This window comes from Pseudomonas sp. RL_15y_Pfl2_60 (genome assembly GCF_963970595.1).
In the GTDB taxonomy this organism is placed as follows: Bacteria; Pseudomonadota; Gammaproteobacteria; order Pseudomonadales; family Pseudomonadaceae; genus Aquipseudomonas.
Genome location: NZ_CAXAOE010000001.1, coordinates 249437 through 271900, shown reverse-complemented (window position 1 = coordinate 271900; position 22464 = coordinate 249437). Strand labels below are relative to the sequence as shown.

General features: G+C 55.8%; 20 protein-coding genes and 1 pseudogene. 20 read left to right on the top strand and 1 reads right to left on the bottom strand.

The features are described 5' to 3' along the window. Position 1: 1 nt before the first annotated feature. From AACY26_RS01355 to sthA, 8 genes are all read left to right on the top strand, one after another. Positions 2-1213: an NADH:ubiquinone reductase (Na(+)-transporting) subunit B gene (locus AACY26_RS01355; protein WP_339510253.1), complete on the top strand. Its 1212-nt coding sequence runs from the start codon at positions 2-4 to the stop codon at positions 1211-1213. Continuing rightward, a complete protein-coding gene (locus tag AACY26_RS01350; protein ID WP_339510251.1) occupies positions 1206-1994 on the top strand; it encodes a Na(+)-translocating NADH-quinone reductase subunit C in 789 nt (262 codons plus the stop codon). The genes AACY26_RS01355 and AACY26_RS01350 overlap by 8 nt, the downstream gene beginning before the upstream one ends. Beyond that, the gene (locus AACY26_RS01345; RefSeq protein ID WP_339510249.1) at positions 1991-2665 is read left to right on the top strand and encodes an NADH:ubiquinone reductase (Na(+)-transporting) subunit D; all 675 of its coding nucleotides are present in this window, start codon (positions 1991-1993) and stop codon (positions 2663-2665) included. The genes AACY26_RS01350 and AACY26_RS01345 overlap by 4 nt, the downstream gene beginning before the upstream one ends. After that, positions 2665-3273: an NADH:ubiquinone reductase (Na(+)-transporting) subunit E gene (nqrE, locus tag AACY26_RS01340; RefSeq protein ID WP_087517411.1), complete on the top strand. Its 609-nt coding sequence runs from the start codon at positions 2665-2667 to the stop codon at positions 3271-3273. The genes AACY26_RS01345 and nqrE overlap by 1 nt, the downstream gene beginning before the upstream one ends. Before the next feature lie 15 nt (positions 3274-3288). Then, positions 3289-4512, top strand: a complete 1224-nt coding sequence (nqrF, locus tag AACY26_RS01335) for an NADH:ubiquinone reductase (Na(+)-transporting) subunit F (RefSeq protein ID WP_339510246.1) — start codon at positions 3289-3291, stop codon at positions 4510-4512. 2 nt (positions 4513-4514) lie between these two features. Continuing rightward, positions 4515-5540 (top strand): FAD:protein FMN transferase, encoded by a 1026-nt coding sequence (locus tag AACY26_RS01330; protein ID WP_339510244.1) that lies wholly within the window; start codon positions 4515-4517, stop codon positions 5538-5540. Then, positions 5537-5764: a (Na+)-NQR maturation NqrM gene (gene nqrM, locus AACY26_RS01325; RefSeq protein ID WP_339510242.1), complete on the top strand. Its 228-nt coding sequence runs from the start codon at positions 5537-5539 to the stop codon at positions 5762-5764. The genes AACY26_RS01330 and nqrM overlap by 4 nt, the downstream gene beginning before the upstream one ends. A gap of 106 nt (positions 5765-5870) precedes the next feature. Further along, the gene (gene sthA, locus AACY26_RS01320; protein WP_339510240.1) at positions 5871-7265 is read left to right on the top strand and encodes a Si-specific NAD(P)(+) transhydrogenase; all 1395 of its coding nucleotides are present in this window, start codon (positions 5871-5873) and stop codon (positions 7263-7265) included. Between the two features lie 181 nt (positions 7266-7446). Here sthA and AACY26_RS01315 read toward each other — a convergent pair whose 3' ends face one another. Continuing rightward, on the bottom strand, positions 7447-9042 hold the full coding sequence (locus tag AACY26_RS01315) for a GMC family oxidoreductase (protein ID WP_339510239.1): 1596 nt from the start codon (positions 9040-9042) through the stop codon (positions 7447-7449). 133 nt (positions 9043-9175) lie between these two features. On the opposite strand from AACY26_RS01315, the gene AACY26_RS01310 reads away from it, so the two are divergent. The 12 genes and pseudogenes from AACY26_RS01310 (at position 9176) to AACY26_RS21290 (ending at position 22404) form a co-directional block, all read left to right on the top strand. Beyond that, entirely contained in the window at positions 9176-10183 is a 1008-nt protein-coding gene (locus tag AACY26_RS01310; RefSeq protein ID WP_339510238.1) for an AraC family transcriptional regulator, read from the top strand. Between the two features lie 163 nt (positions 10184-10346). Then, positions 10347-11297, top strand: coding sequence for a GlxA family transcriptional regulator (locus tag AACY26_RS01305; RefSeq protein WP_339510237.1), 951 nt, complete (start codon positions 10347-10349; stop codon positions 11295-11297). 177 nt (positions 11298-11474) lie between these two features. Next, positions 11475-12938, top strand: a complete 1464-nt coding sequence (locus tag AACY26_RS01300; protein WP_339510236.1) for an ATP-binding protein — start codon at positions 11475-11477, stop codon at positions 12936-12938. 279 nt (positions 12939-13217) lie between these two features. Then, positions 13218-14042 carry an alpha/beta fold hydrolase gene (locus tag AACY26_RS01295; RefSeq protein WP_339510234.1) on the top strand — a complete coding sequence of 275 codons (825 nt, stop codon included), beginning with the start codon at positions 13218-13220 and terminating at the stop codon, positions 14040-14042. A gap of 179 nt (positions 14043-14221) precedes the next feature. Then, complete coding sequence (locus AACY26_RS01290; RefSeq protein WP_339511667.1) at positions 14222-14761, top strand: antibiotic biosynthesis monooxygenase; 540 nt, start codon at positions 14222-14224, stop codon at positions 14759-14761. Between the two features lie 84 nt (positions 14762-14845). After that, positions 14846-16684, top strand: coding sequence for an amidohydrolase (locus AACY26_RS01285; protein WP_339510232.1), 1839 nt, complete (start codon positions 14846-14848; stop codon positions 16682-16684). Further along, positions 16674-18275, top strand: a complete 1602-nt coding sequence (locus AACY26_RS01280) for an MFS transporter (protein WP_339510230.1) — start codon at positions 16674-16676, stop codon at positions 18273-18275. The genes AACY26_RS01285 and AACY26_RS01280 overlap by 11 nt, the downstream gene beginning before the upstream one ends. Positions 18276-18359: 84 nt before the next feature. Beyond that, on the top strand, positions 18360-18986 hold the full coding sequence (gene ycaC, locus AACY26_RS01275) for an isochorismate family cysteine hydrolase YcaC (RefSeq protein ID WP_339510228.1): 627 nt from the start codon (positions 18360-18362) through the stop codon (positions 18984-18986). A gap of 70 nt (positions 18987-19056) precedes the next feature. After that, on the top strand, positions 19057-19968 hold the full coding sequence (locus tag AACY26_RS01270) for a LysR family transcriptional regulator (RefSeq protein ID WP_339510226.1): 912 nt from the start codon (positions 19057-19059) through the stop codon (positions 19966-19968). A gap of 98 nt (positions 19969-20066) precedes the next feature. After that, positions 20067-20948: a DMT family transporter gene (locus AACY26_RS01265; protein ID WP_339510224.1), complete on the top strand. Its 882-nt coding sequence runs from the start codon at positions 20067-20069 to the stop codon at positions 20946-20948. Positions 20949-21087: 139 nt separating this feature from the next. Next, positions 21088-21861, top strand: a pseudogene (locus AACY26_RS21295) (PAS domain-containing protein); the annotation flags it as partial. A gap of 102 nt (positions 21862-21963) precedes the next feature. Beyond that, the gene (locus AACY26_RS21290; protein ID WP_445261273.1) at positions 21964-22404 is read left to right on the top strand and encodes a methyl-accepting chemotaxis protein; all 441 of its coding nucleotides are present in this window, start codon (positions 21964-21966) and stop codon (positions 22402-22404) included. The last annotated feature ends 60 nt before the right edge of the window (positions 22405-22464 follow it).

Below are 22464 nucleotides of genomic sequence, written 5' to 3'. Positions count from 1 at the left end.
CGTGGGTATCCGTGCTTTTCTCGATAAAATCGAGCACAACTTCGAATCTGGCGGTAAGTACGAAAAGTGGTACGCCTTGTATGAGGCCGTGGACACTTTTTTCTATCGTCCTGGCAGCGTAACCAAAACCACAGCTCACGTGCGCGACGGCATCGACCTCAAGCGCATGATGATCACCGTCTGGATGTGTACCTTCCCGGCGATGTTCTTCGGCATGTGGAACACCGGCTACCAAGCCAACCTGATCTACAGCGCAAGCCCTGATCTGCTGGCTGCTCAAGAGGGCTGGCGCTTTGCGTTGATCAGCTCCTTGGCAGGCTTCGATCCGGCCAGTATCTGGGATAACTTCATCCAGGGCGCGGCCTACTTCCTGCCTATCTATGCAACTGCCTTTATTGTTGGCGGTTTCTGGGAAGTGTTGTTCGCCTCGATCCGCCGCCATGAAGTCAACGAAGGTTTCTTCGTGACCTCGGTGCTCTTTGCCTTGATCCTGCCGCCAAGCATTCCATTGTGGCAAGTGGCACTGGGCATCAGCTTCGGCGTGGTCATCGGCAAGGAAGTGTTCGGCGGTACTGGCAAGAACTTCCTCAACCCGGCGCTCGCGGGTCGTGCATTCCTGTTCTTTGCCTATCCGGCGCAGATGTCCGGTGACGCGGTATGGACTTCGGTTGACGGCTTTGCCGGCGCGACCTCGCTGGGCCTGGCCGCCGTTGGTGGTGTTGAGAATGTGATTGGTAACGGCATCAGCTGGATGGACGCCTTTGTTGGCACCATCAACGGCTCCATTGGTGAAACCAGCACACTGGCACTGCTGATCGGTGGCGGTATCCTGGTCATGACCAAGATTGCTTCGTGGCGCATCGTTGCTGGCGTAATGCTCGGCATGATCGGCCTGAGCTCGCTGTTCAACCTGATTGGCTCTGACACCAACCCTCTGTTCGCCATGCCGTGGTACTGGCATATGGTTGTGGGTGGTTTCGCCTTCGGTATGTTCTTCATGGCCACCGACCCTGTGTCGGCCTCCATGACCAACACCGGCAAGTGGATTTTCGGTGCCCTGATCGGCTTTATGGTGGTGTTGATCCGTGTGGTCAACCCTGCATTCCCAGAAGGCATGATGCTGGCGATTCTGTTCGCCAACCTGTTTGCACCGCTGATCGACCACTTCGTCGTTCAAGCCAATATCAAGCGGAGGCTGGCGCGTAATGTCTAGTCAAAAAGAATCCACCGCACGCACGTTGCTGGTGGCCCTGTTGGTTTGCCTTGTGTGCTCGGTATTTGTTGCCGGCGCCGCTATTGCGCTGAAGCCAACACAGCAGGACAACCGCCTGCTGGACAAGCAACGCAGCATCCTGGCTATCGCCAGCCTGGGTAATCCGGGCATGAGCGGCAAGGAAGTAAAAGCGTTGTTCGACCAGCGCATCACGGCAAAGATTGTTGACCTGCAAACCGGGACCTTCAGTGACGCCAAAGACCCGCTCAAGTACGAACCGCTGCAAGGCGCTAAAGACCCGAGCGAGTCAGTTGCCCTGACGCCCGAGCAAGACCTTGCCAAGCTCAAGCGCCGCGAGCGCTACACCATCGTCTATCTGGTTGAGACAGACGGCAAGCTTGATAAAGTGGTGTTGCCGATCCGTGGCCAGGGCCTGTGGTCAACCTTGTATGGCTTTATCGCCCTGCAAGCTGATCTGGACACTGTGAGTGGCTTTGGCTTCTATCAGCACGCCGAAACCCCTGGTTTGGGTGGTGAAGTTGATAACCCGAAATGGAAAGGCCTGTGGCCTGGCAAAACCATTTACTCAGACGATGGCAAAGTGGCTATCTCTGTAGTTAAAGGTGGTGTTGACCCGAAAAGCCCGAAAGCAGAGCATCAGGTTGATGCACTGGCTGGAGCGACACTGACCAGTAATGGCGTTGATCACCTGTTGAAGTTCTGGATGGGTGAACAAGGCTTTGGTCCGTTTCTCACTAAATTACGCGCAGGGGAGGCTTGATCATGTCGCAGCCGACTATTAAAGAAGTCCTGCTCAATCCGATCTTCAACAACAACCCGATTGGTTTGCAGATTCTGGGTATTTGTTCCGCCTTGGCGGTCACCTCGAACCTCAAGACCGCACTGGTTATGTCGATCGCTTTGACCCTGGTAACCGGGTTCTCCAACCTGTTTATCTCGATGATCCGCAGCCAGATCCCAAGCTCGATCCGTATGATCGTGCAGATGGTGATCATTGCGTCCTTGGTAATTGTGGTCGACCAGGTACTGAAGGCCTATGCCTTTAGCCTGTCGAAACAGCTGTCGGTATTTATCGGCCTGATCATCACCAACTGTATCGTGATGGGCCGTGCTGAAGCCTTTGCCATGCAGAACCCGCCAGTGCTGTCGTTCTTCGATGGTATCGGTAACGGCCTGGGTTACAGCGCCATGTTGATTGCTCTTGGCATCATCCGTGAGCTATTTGGTGCCGGTAAGCTGCTGGGCTTTGAAATCCTCCCGGTGATCAATGACGGCGGCTGGTATCAGCCGAACGGTATGCTGTTGTTGCCACCTTCGGCGTTCTTCCTGATCGGCCTGTTTATCTGGGGCATTCGCAGCTGGAAGAAAGATCAAGTGGAAAAGCCAAGCTTCAAAATGGCGCCACAGGTCTCGAATAAGGAGGCTTACTAATGGAACATTATCTGAGCCTTCTGGCTAAAGCAGTGTTCGTTGAGAACATGGCCTTGGCCTTCTTCCTGGGCATGTGCACCTTTATCGCAATCTCGAAGAAAGTAGAGACTGCGATTGGCCTGGGTATTGCGGTAATCGTGGTGCAAGTCATCACAGTTCCAGCCAACAACCTGATCTACACCTACCTGCTCAAAGACGGCGCGCTGGCCTGGGCTGGCCTGCCTGAAGTAGACCTGAGCTTCCTTGGCTTGCTCAGCTACATCGGTGTTATTGCGGCCATCGTGCAAATCCTGGAGATGCTCCTGGATAAGTACGTGCCTGCTCTGTACAACGCCTTGGGCGTGTTCTTGCCACTGATCACAGTTAACTGCGCGATCATGGGCGGTACGCTGTTTATGGTGCAACGTGACTACAACCTGGCTGAAAGTACCGTTTACGGTTTCGGTTCGGGCTTGTCTTGGGCGCTGGCGATTGCTGCTCTGGCAGGGATTCGCGAGAAGCTCAAGTACAGTGACGTACCGGCGGGGTTGCAGGGTTTGGGTATTACCTTCATCACCATCGGCTTGATGTCTCTGGGCTTCATGTCCTTCTCTGGCGTGCAGTTGTAAGGACGGGATGAACAGATGAATTACGAAATTTTTCTCGCAATAGGTATGTTCACCGCCATCGTTCTGGCGTTGGTGGTGATTATTTTGATGGCGCGGGCCAAGCTGGTATCCAGCGGTGACGTGAGCATCGAAATCAATGGTGAAAAGACCATCGTAGTCCCAGCAGGCGGCAAGTTGCTGCAAACCCTGGCGGCCAACAATGTGTTCTTGTCATCTGCTTGCGGTGGCGGTGGTACCTGCGCCCAGTGCAAGTGTGTGATCCTTTCCGGCGGCGGTGAAATGCTCTCCACCGAAGAATCACATTTCACCCGTCGTGAGGCCAAAGAAGGCTGGCGTTTGTCCTGTCAGGCTGCGGTCAAGCAGGACATGAAGATCGAAGTGCCGGAAGAGGTCTTCGGCGTCAAGAAGTGGGAATGCACCGTCGAGTCCAACCCTAACGTTGCCACCTTCATCAAGGAATTGACCCTCAAATTGCCAGAAGGCGAGAGTGTTGATTTCCGTGCTGGCGGCTATGTGCAGCTTGAGTGCCCACCGCACGAAGTGCATTACAAAGACTTCGATATTCAAGAGGAGTATCGCGGCGATTGGGACAAGTTCAACCAGTGGAAGTACGTGTCCAAGGTTGAAGAGACGGTTATCCGTGCTTACTCGATGGCCAACTACCCAGAAGAAGTCGGTCTGGTTAAGTTCAACATCCGTATTGCATCGCCGCCACCGGGCAAGGATCACTTGCCACCTGGCCAGATGTCTTCTTATGTGTTCAGCCTCAAGCCGGGTGACAAGGTCACTGTATACGGGCCATTTGGTGAGTTCTTCGCCAAGGATACCGATGCAGAGATGGTCTTTATCGGCGGTGGTGCGGGCATGGCGCCCATGCGCTCGCACATCTTCGACCAGCTCAAGCGTTTGAAGTCGACGCGCAAGATCAGCTTCTGGTACGGCGCACGCTCCATGCGTGAGGCGTTCTACAACGAAGAGTACGATCAGCTGCAGGCCGAGAACCCTAACTTCGAGTGGCACCTGGCGTTGTCGGATCCGCAACCTGAAGACAACTGGACAGGCCTCAAAGGCTTCATTCACAACGTGCTGTACGAGAACTACCTCAAGGACCATCCGGCTCCTGAAGATTGTGAGTTCTACATGTGCGGCCCGCCAATGATGAACGCCGCAGTGATCAAGATGCTGGTTGATTTAGGTGTAGAGCAGGAAAATATCCTCCTCGATGACTTCGGCGGTTGATCATGAAGCATGCTGTACTTCAGCCCGTTATTGCTGTCGCCTTGGCGGCAGCCCTAACGGGCTGCTGGTTTTCGGACCGGGTAGAAGAATTTGGCGGCCCAACCATGGGCAGCAGCTACAGCGTCAAGTACGTTCATACTGACGCCACACCGGATGTCGCCGAGGTCAAGCAACAGACCGAAGCGATTCTGGCTGAGGTCGATAAGCAAATGTCGACCTACCGTGATGATTCCTTGGTCTCCAAGTTCAATCAGTCTCCTGCAGGCAGTTGCATGCCGTTGCCAGAGGGCATGCTTGAGTTGGTCAAGGTCGGCGGCGAGTTGTCCGAGCAAAGTGATGGTGCCTTTGACCTGACTCTTGAGCCATTGCTAAATCTTTGGGGCTTTGGTCCCAAAGCCAGGGCTGAGAAAGTCCCAAGTCCTGAGCAGGTAGCCGAGGCGCGCAAGCAAATTGGTCACCAACACCTGCATATCGACGGGCAATCGCTGTGTAAAGATGTAGACATTCAGCTCGACTTCAACAGCATTGCTGCTGGTTATACGGTCGATAAGATTATTAAGCGGCTCAACGAACTGGGTATCACCAGTTATTTGGTCGAAGCGACTGGCGAGCTGAAGGCGGCAGGCAAGAAGCCTGACGGACAGCCTTGGCGTATCGCCATCGAGGCGCCGCGTGACGATGAGCGGGTGTCGCAAAAGATCCTTGAGCTCGACGGCTACGGTATTTCTACCTCGGGCGATTACCGTAACTATTTTGAAGAAAATGGTGTGCGCTATTCACACACCATTGACCCGCAAACGGGCGCGCCTATCACCCACAAGTTGGCTGCGGTAACAGTGGCAAATCGCTCAACCTTGATGGCTGACGGCTTGTCGACGCTGTTGATGGTGCTTGGGCCAGAGCGCGGTATGGCTTACGCTAAGAAGGCAGGGATAGCTGCATTCTTCGTGACCCGAGGAGTCAATGGCTTCGTCACACACACTAGCCCTGCATTCGAGCAGCTTTTTGCTGCAGGAGAAGAGCAATGACCTTTGTAATCGTTTTTTTAGTTATGTTGCTGGTGGTCTCGCTGATGGCCGTCGGTGTCATCATGGGCCGTAAGCCCATCGCCGGTTCGTGCGGCGGTATCGCTAACCTGGGCATCGAGAAAGAGTGCTCGATTTGTGGCGGTAGCCGTGAGAAGTGCGAAGAGGTCAACAGTGTCGATCCAGCCAAGCAAACCACGCTGGCCTACGACGCAAGCAAGCTTTAACAGCGGTATAGCAACAGATGAGTTTCTGATTGCCGCGCTGCGACTGGCAGCGTCGGCCCTGCCGCGAGCGCATAGATAGCGCTGCGGCGTGATCTGAGGAGTAAACATGGCGGTCTACAACTACGATGTAGTGGTGTTGGGTTCCGGCCCAGCGGGTGAAGGCGCAGCAATGAACGCGGTAAAAGCCGGTCGCAAGGTTGCTGTGATCGACAGTCGCCGTGAAGTAGGGGGCAACAGCACTCACCTGGGGACAGTGCCATCCAAGGCCTTGCGTCACTCAGTTCGTCAGATCATGCAGTTCAACACCAACCCGATGTTTCGCCAGATTGGCGAGCCGCGTTGGTTCTCTTTCCCGGATGTGCTGAAAAGCGCCGAGCGGGTTATCTCCAAGCAGGTTTCCTCGCGCACCGGTTACTACGCGCGCAACCGTATTGACGTGTTTCATGGCACCGCAAGCTTTGCCGATGAGCATTCGATTGAAGTGGTTTGTGCAAATGGCGCGGTTGAGAAACTGGTTGCCAAGGACATCGTCATTGCCACCGGCTCGCGTCCATACCGCCCTGATGGCGTTGATTTCACTCACCCTCGGGTTTACGACAGCGACACCATCCTGACCCTGAGCCACACGCCACGGCGTCTGATTATTTACGGAGCTGGGGTGATTGGTTGTGAGTACGCATCGATTTTCAGCGGCCTGGGCGTATTGGTCGATCTGATCGACAACCGCGATCAACTGCTGAGCTTCCTTGACGCTGAAATTTCCGATGCCTTGAGCTACCACCTGCGTAACACCAACGTATTGATTCGCCACAACGAAGAATATGAACGCATCGAAGGTGTGGATAACGGCGTTGTCCTGCATCTCAAGTCAGGCAAGAAGATCAAGGCCGATGCGCTGCTCTGGTGTAACGGTCGCACCGGTAACACCGACAAACTGGCCCTGGAAAACATTGGTCTGAAGGCCAATGGTCGCGGTCAGCTCGATGTTGACGAGCATTACCGTACGGCGGTGCCAAACATCTATGCAGCCGGTGATGTGATTGGCTGGCCGAGCCTGGCAAGCGCTGCATTTGACCAAGGTCGTTCGGCCTCTGGCAGTATTGTTGAGAACGATAGCTGGCGTTTCGTCAACGATGTGCCAACCGGTATCTACACCATCCCTGAAATCAGCTCGATCGGTAAGAACGAGCGCGAGCTGACCCAGGATAAAGTCCCATACGAAGTGGGCAAGGCGTTCTTCAAGGGTATGGCACGCGCCCAGATTTCCAGTGAGCCGGTTGGCATGCTGAAGATCCTGTTCCACCGCGAAACCCTTGAGGTTTTAGGGGTGCATTGCTTCGGTTACCAGGCCTCGGAGATCGTGCACATCGGCCAGGCGATCATGAACCAGAAAGGTGAGGCCAATACCCTCAAGTATTTTGTTAACACCACCTTTAACTATCCGACCATGGCTGAAGCCTATCGGGTTGCTGCGTTCGATGGTCTCAACCGGCTTTTTTGAGCGGCTCCGACCGGTGGCCTGAGCCGGTTGGGGATGACCCGTTCAGTAACTCAAAGGATTGGCAGTGGCCGAATCGGGAGAGTTACTGATTAGGCTGAAATAAAAAACCGGCAACTATTGCCGGTTTTTTATGGGTGCAGCTTTTGTTCAATTGCACTCGGCTTGCCGCTGAGGCCTTTGCTTAAACAGCGGGGTCAGCCTGGATAATCCACTCAGCAGCGCGTTCAGCAATCATGATAGTGCCGGCGTTGGTGTTGCCGCCAACCAATGTTGGCATCACCGAGGCGTCAACCACACGCAGGTTCTCGATGCCTTGTACACGTAGACGGCTATCAACCACTGCGTTGTCGTCATTACCCATTTTGCAGGTGCCAACCGGGTGATAAATGCTGTCTGCTCGCGAGCGGATGCTTTGCAGCAGTTCTTCGTCTGTTAGTTTGTCGGTGCCGTATATATCTTTCAGTTGATAGGCCGCCATCGGCGCTTGCTTGATGATCTCTTGCGCCATGCGATAGCCCTTGAGCATTGTTTTCAAGTCATCTTCATGGCCGAGCAGGTTAGGATCGATTTTCGGCGCAACTGCCGGGTCGCTGGAGTTCAGGCCAACGCTACCGACACTCTTTGGACGCAGCACGCAGATATGGCAGCTGAAACCGTGGCCCCAATGCAACTTGCGGTTGTGGTCATCGAGCAGCGCGATCACTGAGTGCAACTGGACATCGGGGCGATCAAGCGTTGGGTCGGTCTTGAGGAAAGCACCGCCCTCGGCGCAGTTACTGGCAAATGGTCCGGTTTTACTGCGCGTGTATTGCCAAAGCGCTTTGCCCATCTTGGGTGAGCCGGTAATGGACACCCCGAGCAGCGAGGTGTCTGGGCTGCGGTAGGAGATCACCACGTCAGGGTGATCCTGTAGCTGCTGGCCAACTCCGCGCAGCTCATGCAGCACGGCAATGCCGTGGGGTTCCAGGTCTTCCTTGCGGCCAATCCCGGAAAGCATCAGCAAGTGCGGACTGCCAAATGCTCCCGCGCTAAGCAGCACTTCTTTACGGGCTTTGAGCTGTTGGCTTTTGCCTTTGTGCCGGATGGATACGCCAACGGCTTTCTTGCCGTCGAGAATAATGCGTTCAACCAAGGCGCCGGTAATCACCTTGAGGTTACTGCGCTGCTCGCGGATAGGCTTTAAAAATGCAGTGGCGGTGCTCCAGCGACGGCCGTTATGAATAGTCACATCATAGGCGCCAACGCCTTCTTGCTGTTCGCCGTTGAAGTCTGGGTTGTAGTTGTGGCCGACACTGATGCCTGATTCGATAAAGGCTTTGGTCACGGCATGGGGTGTGAGCTGATCAACAAAGAGCTCACCTTCGCCGCCATGAAATTGATTCGCCCCACCGTGGTAGGACTCGCTTTTGCGGAAGTAGGGCAGTACGTCGTCATAGCCCCAGCCCTCGTTGCCCAGCGCTTTCCAGTCGTCGTAGTCACTGCGGTCGCCACGAATGTAGATCATGCCGTTGATCGAGCTGCTACCGCCCAGGGTCTTGCCACGGGGTTGGTAGCCAATTCGGTTGCCGAGACCTTTCTGCGCGACGGTGTCGAATGCCCAGTTAACGTGGCGAGTTGGCAAGATAGCAGCAACGCCCACCGGGGTATGGATAAGCGGGGAGGTGTCTTCAGAACCTGCCTCAAGCAGACAAACGGACACTTCAGGGTTTGCACTCAGTCGGTTGGCCAGTACACAACCTGCTGAGCCAGCACCAATGATGATGTAGTCAAATTGCATGAGCAGATCCCAGTTTTAATTGTTGTAAGCACATTGCAGGGTAGGCAATGCAGTCATTGTTCGTGGGTCAATTGTTCGCTTCCCTGTGATAAATTAATTGATCTTTGATGACTTTTAATTGATTTTAGGTGACATGACCGCACTTATTCGAACGACTTCATTTACGGGTTTCCGAGAGCTTGTCGGGCAACTGGGAGGCGATCCGCTGCTGCTGTTGGAGCGGTTTCGGGTGCCTGTACATTTGCTTGATGAAGAAGACGCCTCGGTGCCGCTGCGCACGCTGATTGAATTACTTGAGTGCGCGGCTGAGGAGTTCGACTGTCCTGATTTTGGCCTGCGCATGGCTGAATACCAGGACATCCATATTCTCGGGCCGGTGGCGATTATTGCGCGCAGTTCTGCTACGGCGGGGCAAGCCCTGGCTGAGTTGGTGCGCTTTATTGGTTATCACAGCCCGGGTATCGAACTGGATTTGGATTTGTCCCAGGCTGACGCACCGCGTATGTCAGTTGATATTCGCCTGCCCGGTGTACACATGCAGCGGCAAATGGTCGAACTGGCAATGGGAGCGGCGCATAACATCATGAGGTTGCTGTTTGGCAGCTCTTTCGCGGCTCAATCGGTGTTACTCAGTGGCATCAGCCCCTTGCCGCAAGCACGTTATCGACGCTACTTCAAAACCTCTGTGTATGACGCCCAGCCAGTCAATGCGTTTGTGCTGACCCATGAGCAGCTGGGGCGCCGGATTGAGCAGCAAGACCCCAGCCTGCACCGAGCGATGGTCCAGTACCTGAGCCAGATAGGGGCAGAGAAGTCCGTGAGCCTGGCTGAGCAGGTTGAACGCTTGATTTTCCGGCTGCTACCGACCAACCGCTGCCGACTTCTGATTATTGCCGCGCAACTCGGCATGCATCCGCGCTTGCTGCAGCGCCGCCTTGCTGAAGAAGGACACCGTTTTGATGAGCTGGTCGAGCAGGTTCGCCGTAACCGGGCTGAACACTATTTAAGTGAGCGGCATATGCCTATGTCGCAAGTGGCGGGCCTGCTCGGTTACAGCGAGCAAAGCGTTTTCAATCGCTCTTGTAAACGCTGGTTTGGCCTGACCCCGGGTGAGTATCGCCGTCAGTTGCTAAGCTGCTAAGACGCTGCATCTGAATTCACTGGGCACTGGTTGGCATTCAGCCAATTTTGTTACCTAAGACTATGAATTTATTAGGCTTTTATTGGTCGGTAGGCTTTTGCTTGTGCCCTATAATTGCCTGTGGCCCAGGTGAGGGCTTTTTTATTTTTGCGGGTCATGGTTGATGAAAACAGTCGCAGTCATTTTATTTCCCGATCTACTTTTACTCGATGTCGCCGGGCCGGTAGAGGTTTTCTCTATTGCCAACCGATACCTTGAGCCTCAAGACCGTTACGAGATTCTGACAATCGCCTCGGACAGCCTGGCGGTCCGCACCTCAAGTGGAATAACGCTCACCGCGGACACCCATATCGACCAAGCCAGTGGTTTCTACGATGTGTTGATCGTCCCGGGTGGTCCAGGTGCCTACAACCAGCCATTCCCGGCGTTGCAATGCTGGTTGCGCAAAGCAGCCAGCCAGGTTCGCCTGTTTGCCTCTGTCTGCACGGGCGCATTTATTCTGGGGCAAGCCGGCCTGCTGGATGGACGGCGGGTCACTACGCATTGGAACTACACGCAAAGGCTGGCAGCAAAATACCCCGATGCCCAGGTTGAAACCGACCAGATATTTGTCAGGGATGGCAACCTGATCACCTCGGGTGGCGTGACCACCGGTATTGATCTGGCCTTGTCGATCATTGCTGAAGACCATTGCAAAAAGGTCGCCTTATCTGTTGCCAAGGTGCTCTTGGTGGTGATGCAACGCCAAGGCGGGCAAATGCAATTCAGCCCACTGGTGGCCGATGTAGCCAAGGATGACTCGCCTATTTTCAGAGTGCGCAACTACGTCCTGGAAAACGTCGCAGAGGAATTCAGCGTTGAACGCATGGCCAGCCTGGCGGCCATGAGCCCCCGTCACTTTGCGCGAACCTTCACCCGTGAATTGAATATGACGCCTATGGAGTTTGTCCAAAGTGCCAGGGTCGATAACGCGAGGCGTCTTCTTGAAAGCGGCAACTTGCCATTAAAAACAGTGGCTTATCGAAGTGGCTTTGGCAGCGCTCGGCATATGCGTCATTTGTTTGTGGAAAAACTCGGGGTGCCGCCCAGCCAATACCGCCGGCAGTTCAACTAGCGCTTATGTGTCCGTATTGGGCATCTCATTGGCAGTATCGACCCCCTTGTGTGGGCGTTGTTGTCTTAAATCTTTGCCAGACTACTAAGGAACCCTTCAGCAGGAGGAGCGCTGGCCTCTTGGCGAGATGTGACCATCAAGCGCTTGCAAGGAATGAGTACACTCAGAAGTCTCTGTTTGGATGAGATACGCCGATTCGGCTCGTTCAGTTTCTATGTGCAGCGTCGCGTTGTATTGGAGGGCGATCGGCCGCTTCGGGTCGGCAGCAAGGCGTTGGAAATCCTGCACCTGCTGATTGAAAATGCCGGGGCGGTGGTCAGCAAGGAGGCGATCATTGCTCATGTGTGGCCAAGCACTGTCGTCGAAGAAACTAACTTGCGCGTGCATATTGCTGCACTGCGTCGGGCACTGGGCGACGGTCTAAATGGCCAGCGTTATATCGTCAATGTTCCGCAGCGCGGCTACAGTTTTGTCGCCGATGTGCAGTCCACGGCCGTGGATATTGCTCCAAGCCCCGAACCGGCTGTAACCGTCCCCGCCAAACTGCCCGCGCTCCTGACCTCGATCAAGGGCCGCGATGCGGTTATCGATCATCTGGTCAGGCAATTACCCGGCCGGCGACTGATGTCCCTGGTGGCCGATGGCGGCATGGGCAAGACGGTGGTGGCGGTTCGCGTTGCCGAGTTGCTTTGCGAGTATTACCAGGATGGCGTGGTTTTTGTTGATCTGGCAGCGGTAATCCACCCCTCGTTGTTACCTGCGCAGGTTTGCTGCGCACTGGGCCTGAGCTTCGACCAGCAACAACCGCTTGAGTGCCTGCATGAGTATTTGCACGGGCGTCACTTATTGCTTTTGCTGGACAACTGCGAGCACCTGATTGACGCCTGTGCCGAGCTGGTTGAGGTCCTGCTCAAGAGCGCCCCGCGCTTGTCGATCTTGGCAACCAGTCGCGAGCCACTCTTGGTTGCGCTGGAGAATGTGCTGCGCCTCCCCGCATTGACCTTCGCACTGGATGCTTCAGGGGTCAGCGCCGCCGATGCCATGGCCTACAGCGCGATACAGCTGTTTGTTCACCGCGTCGCAGCGCACCAGCAAAACTTCAGTCTCAATGTTGCGGATGTGGCGGCGATTGTGGACATCTGTCGGCAGTTGGAGGGCTCGCCCTTGGCCATCGAGCTGGCAGCGAGCTACGCCAGCGTATTTGGCTTCAAAGGTATGTGCGAGCAATTAAATGGCAGTTTCCTGTTAACCATGCAAGGCCCGCGCACGGCCTTGATGCGCCAGCATTCGCTAGGAGCTTCCTTGGACTGGAGTTATGGGTTGTTGACGCCGACGGAGCAGGTGATTTTGCAACGTTTTGCACTGTTTAACGGGGCTGTAACACTTGAGCAGGCGATTAACCTCATCCATTGCAAACGGGTCAGCGAGTCAGCCATTTTCGAGGCTGTTGTGCAGTTGGCGGCCAAGTCATTATTAGTCGTTGAGATGGGCGAGGAGGCCGTGCATTACCGGCTGCTCAACGTAACTCGCGTCTATGCCTTGGAGAAGCTCAAGGCCAGTGAGGACTTCCCGCTCTTGCGTGCACAGCACATCCAGCAACGCCAGATGCGGGTGATCGAACAGGATCGCGATTACTGTTGAGTTGTTGCCCTTTTTTTTCGCGGGGCGCTCTGGCACCGCAAACTGAAGCCAGCCTGGTCTGTGTGCTTCATCAGTAAATCCCTGCCTAACGACTATTAACAACCCTTAACTCGCGCACCTGTTGATTCGGGCTGAATATACAGCCAGACCAGCAATTTGCGTCGTGCGCAAAAGCTCAGCGAGTCGTCGCCACCTTGTGGTTCAACGCTGAACTGATCAAGCAACTGAAGTAAGGGCAAACACCACAGCGTTCCCACTTATTTTGCAGAGGATTTTCAGATGAGCACCATTACCACTCGTGACGGCGTTGAAATTTATTACAAGGACTGGGGCAGCGGCCAGCCAATAGTGTTTAGCCACGGCTGGCCTTTGACGGCTGATAGCTGGGAGTCGCAGATGCTGTTTCTGGCCGATCAGGGTTATCGGGTGATCGCCCATGACCGTCGGGGGCACGGCCGTTCCAGTCAGCCATGGGAGGGTAATGACATGGATCATTACGCCGATGACTTGGCTGAGCTGATCGAGGCGCTTGATCTCAAGAATGCAGTCTTACTGGGCTTTTCGACTGGCGGTGGCGAAGTCGCCCGCTATGTCGGTCGTCACGGCACGGCGCGGGTGGCCAAGTTGGGGCTTATCTCCGCCGTACCGCCGTTGATGTTGCAGACACCCGATAATCCCGAGGGTGTTCCAATTGAGGTGTTCGATGGAATACGTGCAGGTTCTATCGAAAACCGCTCGCAACTCTATAAAGACCTGGCTGGCGGGCCATTCTTTGGTTTCAACCGTCCAGGTGCTGTGGCCTCCCAAGGCATGGTCGACTGGTTCTGGATGCAGGGCATGCTCGGCGGCCACAAGAACACCTACGACTGCATTGCAGCCTTTTCAGCCACGGATTTTACCGAAGACTTGAAGAAGTTCGATGTGCCAACCCTGGTTGTGCATGGCGATGACGACCAAGTCGTCCCTATTGGTCGGGGCGGCCAAGCGTCAGCCAAGTTGGTCGCCGGTGCCAAGCTGCTTGTATATCCAGGCGCACCCCACGGCCTCACAGACACGCACAAGGATCAGCTAAACGCAGATTTGCTGGCGTTTATCAAAGGCTGAGCCAGTGAGTGCTGAGCCAGGTTAGCTGGCCTGTAATGATGCTTTTGATTGGGCTCTATCGTTTATGCGGCGTCTCACGCCTATTGCTGCTTCCCACGCCGCTGTATTTCGACCCGGCGGCGCGGGTCATATGGCCTGGGTGCAGCGCTGAAGTGCCAGCGGTATTACCGGGGGATGCAATGGAAGAGCTCGATATTGTCACTCTGATCGTGCGCCACCGAGTCAAATCGGCGCAGCAACCCGCTTATGAGAAGTGGCTGCGACGAACCACGCAGATAGCCAGCACATACCCCGGACACCTGGGTGTCAATGTGATGCGTGATGCTGGCCAGTTTATCTGCGTACTGCGTTTCGCCGGAACCGCTGAATTGCAGCACTGGCTGGACTCCAGTGAGCGTCGTCATTTGATCGAGGAGGTGGCGCCACTGCTCGACGAGGGCGATCAGACCCAGATAGAGACCAATCGTGAGTTTTGGTTTATCCCGGCCAATACCCGGCCAGCGCCGCGCTGGAAGCAGGCATGCATCACCTTCATGGTGATATTGCCGCTCAGTTTGCTGGTGCCCTTGCTGTGGCAACCGCTTTTCCTACAGCTCCCAATCCTGGCGGGTTACTGGGCCAGCAATGTGTTGATCACGCTGAGCATTGTTCTATTGGTGGTTTATTTCTTTATGCCGCGGGCGACGGCTTTATTTGCCCGTTGGTTGAGCCCGAACTGAGGCTGAGGTAGCTCGGTTTAGTGACAGCTGCTTCAAGCGCCGCGACTGCTGGCGTATCACCCAACATATTTGAAGGGAAGAGCCATGAGCGCTGATCTGATTCTGTTCAACGGTCGTTTACACACAGTCGACCGTGAAAAACCCGAAGCCACTGCGGTCGCGATCAAGGATGGACGGTTCGTTGCGGTCGGCAGTGATGCCGAAGCGATGGCCTTGCGTAGCAGTACCACCCAAGTGGTCGACCTCCAGCGGCGTACGGTAGTGCCTGGCCTCAATGACTCGCACCTGCACCTGATACGCGGCGGTCTTAATTACAACCTTGAGCTGCGCTGGGAAGGCGTGCCATCACTGGCTGATGCCTTGCGCATGCTCAAGGCTCAAGCCGATATTACGCCCGCGCCACAATGGGTTCGGGTAGTTGGCGGCTGGAATGAATTCCAGTTCGCCGAGAAGCGCATGCCGACCCTTGATGAACTCAATCAAGCGGCGCCGGATACACCGGTATTTGTTCTGCATTTGTACGACCGTGCGCTGCTTAATCGTGCGGCGCTGCGGGTTGTGGGGTACGGCCGCAATACGCCAAACCCTCCGGGTGGCGAGATCCAGCGTGATGCCAATGGCGACCCAACCGGCATGCTGGTGGCCAAGCTCAACGCAATGATTCTCTACTCGACGCTGGCCAAGGGGCCGAAGTTGCCGCTGGAATACCAGGTCAATTCTACACGTCAGTTCATGCGTGCGCTCAATCGCCTTGGCGTCACCAGTGCGATTGATGCCGGTGGCGGTTTCCAGAATTACCCAGACGATTATGCGGTGATCGAGGAGCTGGCCAAGGCCAATCAATTAACCGTGCGCATCGCCTACAACCTGTTTACTCAGCGGCCCAAGGAGGAGCTGACCGACTTCAAGAACTGGACAGGGTCGGTGAAGCTGCATCAAGGCGACGATTTTCTGCGGCACAACGGCGCCGGGGAAATGCTGGTGTTCTCCGCCGCTGACTTCGAGGATTTCGTCGAGCCGCGTCCAGATCTTGCGCCCGACATGGAGGCTGAACTGGAGCCTGTTGTGCGGCACTTGGTCGAGCAGCGCTGGCCGTTCCGCTTGCATGCAACCTATGACGAATCCATCTCGCGCATGCTGGATGTGTTCGAGAAGGTTGACCGGGATATTCCGTTTAACGGGTTGCCCTGGTTCTTTGACCATGCCGAGACCATCACGCCCAAGAATATCGAGCGGGTGCGCGCCCTAGGCGGGGGGATCGCCATTCAGGACCGCATGGCGTTCCAGGGCGAATACTTTGTCGACCGCTACGGCCAGCAGGCCGCCGAGCAGACGCCGCCGATCCAGCGCATGCTCGCCGAGGGTGTGCCGGTTGGCGCAGGCACTGACGCTACCCGTGTTTCCAGCTACAACCCCTGGACTTCGCTTTATTGGTTGGTGAGTGGCAAGACGGTTGGCGGCATGGCCTTGTACCCCGAAGGCTTGTCGCGGGCTACGGCCTTGCAACTGTTTACCCATGGCAGCGCTTGGTTTTCGTCGGAGCAGGGAAAAAAAGGCCAGATCAAAGTAGGGCAACTGGCAGATTTGATTGCCTTGTCGGCGGATTACTTCTCGGTGGATGAAGAAGCGGTCAAGTGGATTGAGTCAGTGTTGACGGTGGTCGGCGGCAAAGTGGTGTATGCCAGCGAAGAGTTCAACAAACTATCGCCGCCTTCAGTACCGGTCATGCCGGACTGGTCGCCAGTGGTCAATGTGCCGGGGCATTGGCGACCGAATGCGCCCTTGGCGGCACAGGTTCACCAATGCGTTGGCGCCTGTTCGGTGCATGCGCACAGCCATGAGCGGGCGCGTTTATCCAAGGTTCCTGTGAGCGACTTCCAGGGTTTTTGGGGCGCATTCGGGTGTTCCTGCTTTGCTTTCTGACACAGGGGTTAAATCATCGGCCTGGAGCCCGTTGGGTTACACAACCTTCCGGTGGCTGTGGCTGGCCAGCATTGCCTCGAACATCGGCACCTGGATGCATGAGGTGGGAGCGGGTTGGTTGATGACATCACTTTCAGCCAGCCCGATGAATGTGGCGCTGGTGCAGGTTGCGGGCTCGGCGCCTATGTTCTTCCTGGCGCTGCCAGCAGGGGCGATGGCCGACATTGTTGACCGGCGACGCTATTTGCTTGGGGTGCAATTGTGGATGGCGGCGGTCGCTATGACGCTGGCCTTGCTGACCCTGAGCGGCCAGATGACAGTGACCCTGTTGTTACTGCTGACCCTGAGCATGGGGATTGGCACTGCCTTGATGATGCCTGCATGGTCGGCCTTGACTCCGGAACTGGTGGATAAATCCGACCTGCCAGCGGCAATTGCGCTGTCCAGTGTCGGCGTCAATGTTGCGCGGGCGATCGGCCCAGCCATTGCAGGTGTTTTGGTCAGCTTGAGTGGGCCTTGGGCGACATTTGCCCTTAACTCGCTGTCGTTCTTCGCCGTTATCGTCGTGTTGCTATTTTGGCGCCGCGAGGTTGTGCCAGCGGTACTGCCGGCTGAGCGCTTGTGGGGCGCAATTCGCGCAGGCTGGCGTTACAGCCGCGCATCAAAGCCGTTGCAGGCGGTGTTGTTAAGAGCCTTGGCGTTCTTTCTCGGCGCCAGCGGGGGTATGTCTTTGTTGCCCCTGATTGTCCGCCAGGAACTGCATGGCAGCGCTGCAGACTTTGGCTTGTTGCTGGGCAGCGTCGGTGTCGGCGCTGTGATCGGCGCAACCTTGTTGCCCAAGGTGCGCGATAAAGTCCAGGCAGATGCCTTGGTTGCCGGCGCTAGCCTGCTTTATGCGCTGGTGATTGTGGCCTTGGCTTTTGTCCGTGATTTACCCGTGCTCATTGCGGTGATGTTTATCAGCGGTACGGCCTGGATAGCAGTGCTCTCGACCCTGCAAGTGGCGGCGCAGACGGCCGTTCCCAGTTGGGTTCGTGCGCGCGCTTTGTCGGTTTATATCCTGGTTTTCTTCGGCAGCATGGCCTGTGGCGGGCTGTTATGGGGCTTTGTGGCCAGCTACAGTTCAATCGCCACTGCCTTGTGTGGTGCGGCAGTCGCATTGTTGCTGGGGATTGGCGCGACCTTGCGCTTCAAGCTGCCAGTAACTGATGCCGAGGACCTTGCGCCTTCACTGCACTGGCCAGTGCCGGTGTTGCTCGATCAACAAGATCCTGATCATGGCCCGGTCATGATCACCGTTGAGTATCAAGTCGCAGCCGAGAATTGGCTGGCATTTCAACAGGCGATGAATGATGTGCGGCGCATGCGTCGGCGCAATGGTGCGTTTTCCTGGGCACTGGTCCAGGACACTGAGAATCTGCAGCGCTGGCTTGAGGTGTTCTTTGATGAGTCCTGGCTTGAACACTTGCGCCACCACAATCGCGTTACCCGCGCCGAACAACGGATCGAAGCAAAGGCCCGGCGTTTACAGATGGACGGCGTGCCGGTGCAGATACGCCATCTGCTGGCCGGGCAGGGCCAGCATCCATGATTTTCTGCTATTGGCGAGACACATTCGTGCTGGAACGCTCGCCAATAGATATACCCGCAACCAGCAATCCAAGGAGAGTCACCCATGAGTACAGTAATGCCCTATTCGCGCCTCAATAAAGACGACGCAGTTGTGCTGTTGGTCGACCATCAAACCGGCTTGATCTCTCTGGTACAGGATTTCTCGCCCAATGAATTCAAGAACAACGTACTGGCCCTGGCGGATCTGGCCAAGTTCTTCAAGCTGCCAACGATTCTGACCACCAGCTTTGAAAGTGGCCCGAACGGCCCCATCGTTCCCGAGTTGAAGGCCATGTTCCCGGATGCGCCTTACATTCCTCGTCCAGGGCAGATCAATGCCTGGGATAACGAGGATTTCGTCAAGGCGATCAAGGCAACTGGCCGTAAGCAGTTGATCATCGCCGGGGTGGTCACCGATGTGTGTGTGGCTTTCCCAACCCTGTCGGCATTGGCTGAAGGTTTTGAAGTCTTTGTGGTGACCGATGCATCTGGCACCTTCAACGAAACCGTGCAGCAGGCCGCCTGGAACCGTATGAGCGCGGCAGGTGCGCAGATGATGAACTGGTTTGCCGTGGCCTGTGAGCTACACCGTGACTGGCGTAACGATATCGAAGGCTTGGGCAACCTGCTTTCCGAGCGTATCCCCAACTACCGCAACTTGATGAACAGCTACTCGGCGCAAACCAAGTAAGACCCAGGCGCCAGCCTGCGGGTTGGCGCCACTTATCTTCAGCCTGAATAACTGGACGTGGGGCGAGGCGATGAATCGCAATGACATGCGCAAGGTTGACCTGCACCTGCTGATCATTTTTGAAGTATTGATGCTTGAACGTAATTTGACCCGTGCCGCCGAGAAGCTGTTTCTCGGTCAGCCTGCGATCAGCCATGCGCTGTCCCGGCTCCGGGACTTCTTCAACGATCAACTGCTTATCCGCACCGGTCGCACCATGGAGCCAACCAAGCGTGCGCTGGAAATATTCGAACAACTGCGTCCGGCGCTGGATGCAATGTCCAATGCCTTGAGTTACGCGCAGGAGTTTGATCCCGCCACCAGCAAGCTGACGATGCGCATTGGCCTTTCCGATGACGTCGAGTGTGGCTTGCTGCCGCCGCTGTTGAACAACCTCCGACAGCAAGCGCCCAGCCTGGTGTTGGTCATTCGGCGTACCAATTTCCTGTTGATGCCCAGCCAGCTTGAATCGGGTGAAATATCTGTGGGTGTCAGCTATGTGATGGATTTACCGGCCAATGCAAAGTGCCGGACCTTGCGGCTGATCGATACCAAGGTGCTGCGCGCCGATGACCGTCCTGGCGCCCTGACGTTGGATGAATATTGTTGCCGCCCGCACGCGCTGGTGTCCTTCTCAGGCGACCTCAACGGCAACATTGATCGCGATTTCGAGCGGATCGGACGTTCTCGGAACGTGGTCTTGGCGGTGCCGCAGTTCAATGGCTTGCGCTCCTTGCTGGCTGGCTCAGAGTTGCTAGCGACCGTGCCCGACTACGCCGCTGCGGAACTGGTTTCCGGGGGTGGCTTGCGTGCCGAACCTGCGCCTTTTGCAATTTCGCAGTCAAAGCTGTCGATGGTCTGGAGCAGCGCCCAGGACAACGATTGTGCCGAGCGATGGTTGCGTTCAAAAATCGTTGAATTTATGGGCAGTGAGCACTATTAGATTTATGACGACGCTTGGTCAGTTGGTTGCTCTGCACTATAGTTAGCAACCTATTCATCCTTTGTGGGCCTTGACCTGCATTTACTGACGAGGCGTGCATGAGTGCCAGCAGCGCAACGCTGTCGAATCCTAGTCATCCAGTCAAAGGGATTCTGCTTATCCTGTTGGCAACGTTTTTGTTCGCCAGCCATGATGCGTTGTCCAAGTACTTGTCGGGCTTCTATCCGATCGTGATGGTGGTGTGGGCACGGTATGTGGTGCATACCCTGCTTATGGCTGCGATCTTCCTGCCGCAGTCGGGGTTGCGTGTACTGCGAACCAAGCGCCCGGGGCTCCAGGCTCTGCGCGCGAGTTGCTTGCTGGGAACGAGCCTGTTCTTTACCAGCAGTCTGCTGTTCATCCCCTTGGCTGAGGCAACAGCGGTAAACTTCCTGGCCCCGCTGTTGGTGACGGCCCTGTCGGTGCCCTTGTTGGGTGAATCGGTAACCCGGCGCCAGTGGGCGGCTGTCCTGGTGGGCTTTGCCGGGGTGCTGGTGATCGTGCATCCGGGCGGTGAAATGTTTACCCCGGCGATCATATTGCCGTTCTGTTCAGCGATGTGCTTTAGCTGCTACCAGATACTCACCCGCAAACTTAGCGAGGTTGATTCCCCGACCACCAGTAACTTCTTCGCCGGGTTGTTCAATACCTTGCTGGTCAGTGCGTTGGTGCCTTTTTTCTGGGAAGTTCCAAGTTTTACCCATGGTTTGCTGATGCTCGCGCTGGGTACATGCGGCATGTCTGCACACCTGTTCCTGACCCAGGCATTTCGCCGTGCACCACCTGCATTGCTGGCGCCATTTGGCTATTGTCAGATTGTCTTTGCCGGGCTGCTGGGATTTTTGGTCTTTTCCCACGTGCCTGACCTGAGCACCTTGATCGGTATTGTGGTTATTTGCATGAGTGGCCTGGCGGCTGCCTGGCAACAAAGACGCCAATAGCCTGCTTTCAGGCGCCGCCAGGCTGTTGGAAACACAGGCAAATGGCTAGTTGTGAATATTTCTGTGGCTGCACTTAAGAAAAAATCGACGGCGCCGACTACTTGATCATGCCCCGTCAATCTGAGTGAGTAGCGCCGCAATGTTCAATCGTAAGATGAAGCAGGAATTGGCAGAGTTGCGGGAGGCCTACTCTCGGACTCGGCAGATTAAAGAGTCTATCTATCAAGAAATGCTGGTGCTTGAACTCGATGCTCAATGCCGCATCTTGTTTGTCAACGACCTGTTCCTTGAGGAGATGCGATACCGCCGAGAAGACCTGATCGGGCGTGACCTTGAAGACTTGATCCCCGGTTTTTTCCGCAGCGATGTCAATTATCAAAAATTGAAAAATGCCTTCGCCCAGGGTGAACACATCAGTGGTGCGTACCGGCTGCTCTGCGGTAACGGCGACGATGCCTGGCTACGTGCAATCTGGCAGCCGCTGCGCAATGGCAGCGGTGTAGTTGAAGGCTTTACCATGTGTGCGAACAACCTGACCCGCACCATAGAAACCTCTAAAGAACATGAAGGCCTGATCAATGCCTTGCTACGTTCCACTGCGGTCATCGAGTTCAACCTCAAAGGCGAAGTGCTGACGGCCAACGAGCGCTTTCTCGGGGCCATGGGTTATCGCCTGGAGCAGATCCAGGGCAAGCACCATCGCACCTTCTGTGAGCCCGAGGAATACAACTCGTCGGAATACCAGGAGTTCTGGGAGCAACTCAACCGCGGGAAGTTTATTGCAGATCGCTTCAAGCGGGTGGATGCACACGGTCGCGTGGTGTGGCTTGAGGCCTCTTACAATCCGGTACATGACGCCCACGACGTGCTCTATAAAGTGGTCAAGTTCGCAACCGTTATTACCGATCAGGTCAACCGCGAGGATGAAGTCGCCCAGGCGGCCAATATCGCCTACAGCACCTCGCAGCAGACCGACTCTACGGCAAAGAAGGGCGCTTCAGTCGTAAGCCAGACCGTGGCGGTGATGCACCGTATTGCCGAGCAAGTGCAGGAAGCTGCCGAAGGTATCGAAGCCCTGGACAAGCAGTCACAACTGATCAGTTCAATCATCAAGACCATCAGCGGCATTGCCGATCAAACCAACCTGTTGGCGCTCAACGCTGCTATCGAGGCGGCTCGTGCAGGTGAGCAAGGGCGCGGTTTTGCGGTGGTTGCCGATGAGGTGCGCCAATTGGCGGGACGCACCAGCCAGGCGGCTGAGGAAATTGTCGAAGTGGTGCAGAAAAACCAGACCCTGGCCAAGACTGCGGTGGGCAGCATGGCGAGCAGCCGTCAGCTCGCGGAGCAGGGGCTGGACCTGGCCAATGAGGCGGGTGCGGTGATTGTCGACATCCAGGATGGCGCGCAACATGTGGTCAGTGCAGTTGGCCAGTTTGCAAACCAGCTGAAGACCTGAGGTTGACGGGCTGGGTGGCATGAATCGACATGCTTTTCCAGCAGATGCCTGCTTTTAGGC

What these genes read in the sequence shown, in the direction of transcription:
- AACY26_RS01350 (WP_339510251.1), top strand. Translation starts at nt 1,206, where the DNA reads ATGTCTAGTCAAAAAGAATCCACCGCACGCACGTTGCTGGTGGCCCTG.
- nqrE (WP_087517411.1), top strand. Translation starts at nt 2,665, where the DNA reads ATGGAACATTATCTGAGCCTTCTGGCTAAAGCAGTGTTCGTTGAGAAC.
- nqrF (WP_339510246.1), top strand. Translation starts at nt 3,289, where the DNA reads ATGAATTACGAAATTTTTCTCGCAATAGGTATGTTCACCGCCATCGTT.
- AACY26_RS01330 (WP_339510244.1), top strand. Translation starts at nt 4,515, where the DNA reads ATGAAGCATGCTGTACTTCAGCCCGTTATTGCTGTCGCCTTGGCGGCA.
- nqrM (WP_339510242.1), top strand. Translation starts at nt 5,537, where the DNA reads ATGACCTTTGTAATCGTTTTTTTAGTTATGTTGCTGGTGGTCTCGCTG.
- sthA (WP_339510240.1), top strand. Translation starts at nt 5,871, where the DNA reads ATGGCGGTCTACAACTACGATGTAGTGGTGTTGGGTTCCGGCCCAGCG.
- AACY26_RS01315 (WP_339510239.1), bottom strand. Translation starts at nt 9,042, where the DNA reads ATGCAATTTGACTACATCATCATTGGTGCTGGCTCAGCAGGTTGTGTA.
- AACY26_RS01310 (WP_339510238.1), top strand. Translation starts at nt 9,176, where the DNA reads ATGACCGCACTTATTCGAACGACTTCATTTACGGGTTTCCGAGAGCTT.
- AACY26_RS01305 (WP_339510237.1), top strand. Translation starts at nt 10,347, where the DNA reads ATGAAAACAGTCGCAGTCATTTTATTTCCCGATCTACTTTTACTCGAT.
- AACY26_RS01295 (WP_339510234.1), top strand. Translation starts at nt 13,218, where the DNA reads ATGAGCACCATTACCACTCGTGACGGCGTTGAAATTTATTACAAGGAC.
- AACY26_RS01290 (WP_339511667.1), top strand. Translation starts at nt 14,222, where the DNA reads ATGGAAGAGCTCGATATTGTCACTCTGATCGTGCGCCACCGAGTCAAA.
- AACY26_RS01285 (WP_339510232.1), top strand. Translation starts at nt 14,846, where the DNA reads ATGAGCGCTGATCTGATTCTGTTCAACGGTCGTTTACACACAGTCGAC.
- ycaC (WP_339510228.1), top strand. Translation starts at nt 18,360, where the DNA reads ATGAGTACAGTAATGCCCTATTCGCGCCTCAATAAAGACGACGCAGTT.
- AACY26_RS01270 (WP_339510226.1), top strand. Translation starts at nt 19,057, where the DNA reads ATGAATCGCAATGACATGCGCAAGGTTGACCTGCACCTGCTGATCATT.
- AACY26_RS01265 (WP_339510224.1), top strand. Translation starts at nt 20,067, where the DNA reads ATGAGTGCCAGCAGCGCAACGCTGTCGAATCCTAGTCATCCAGTCAAA.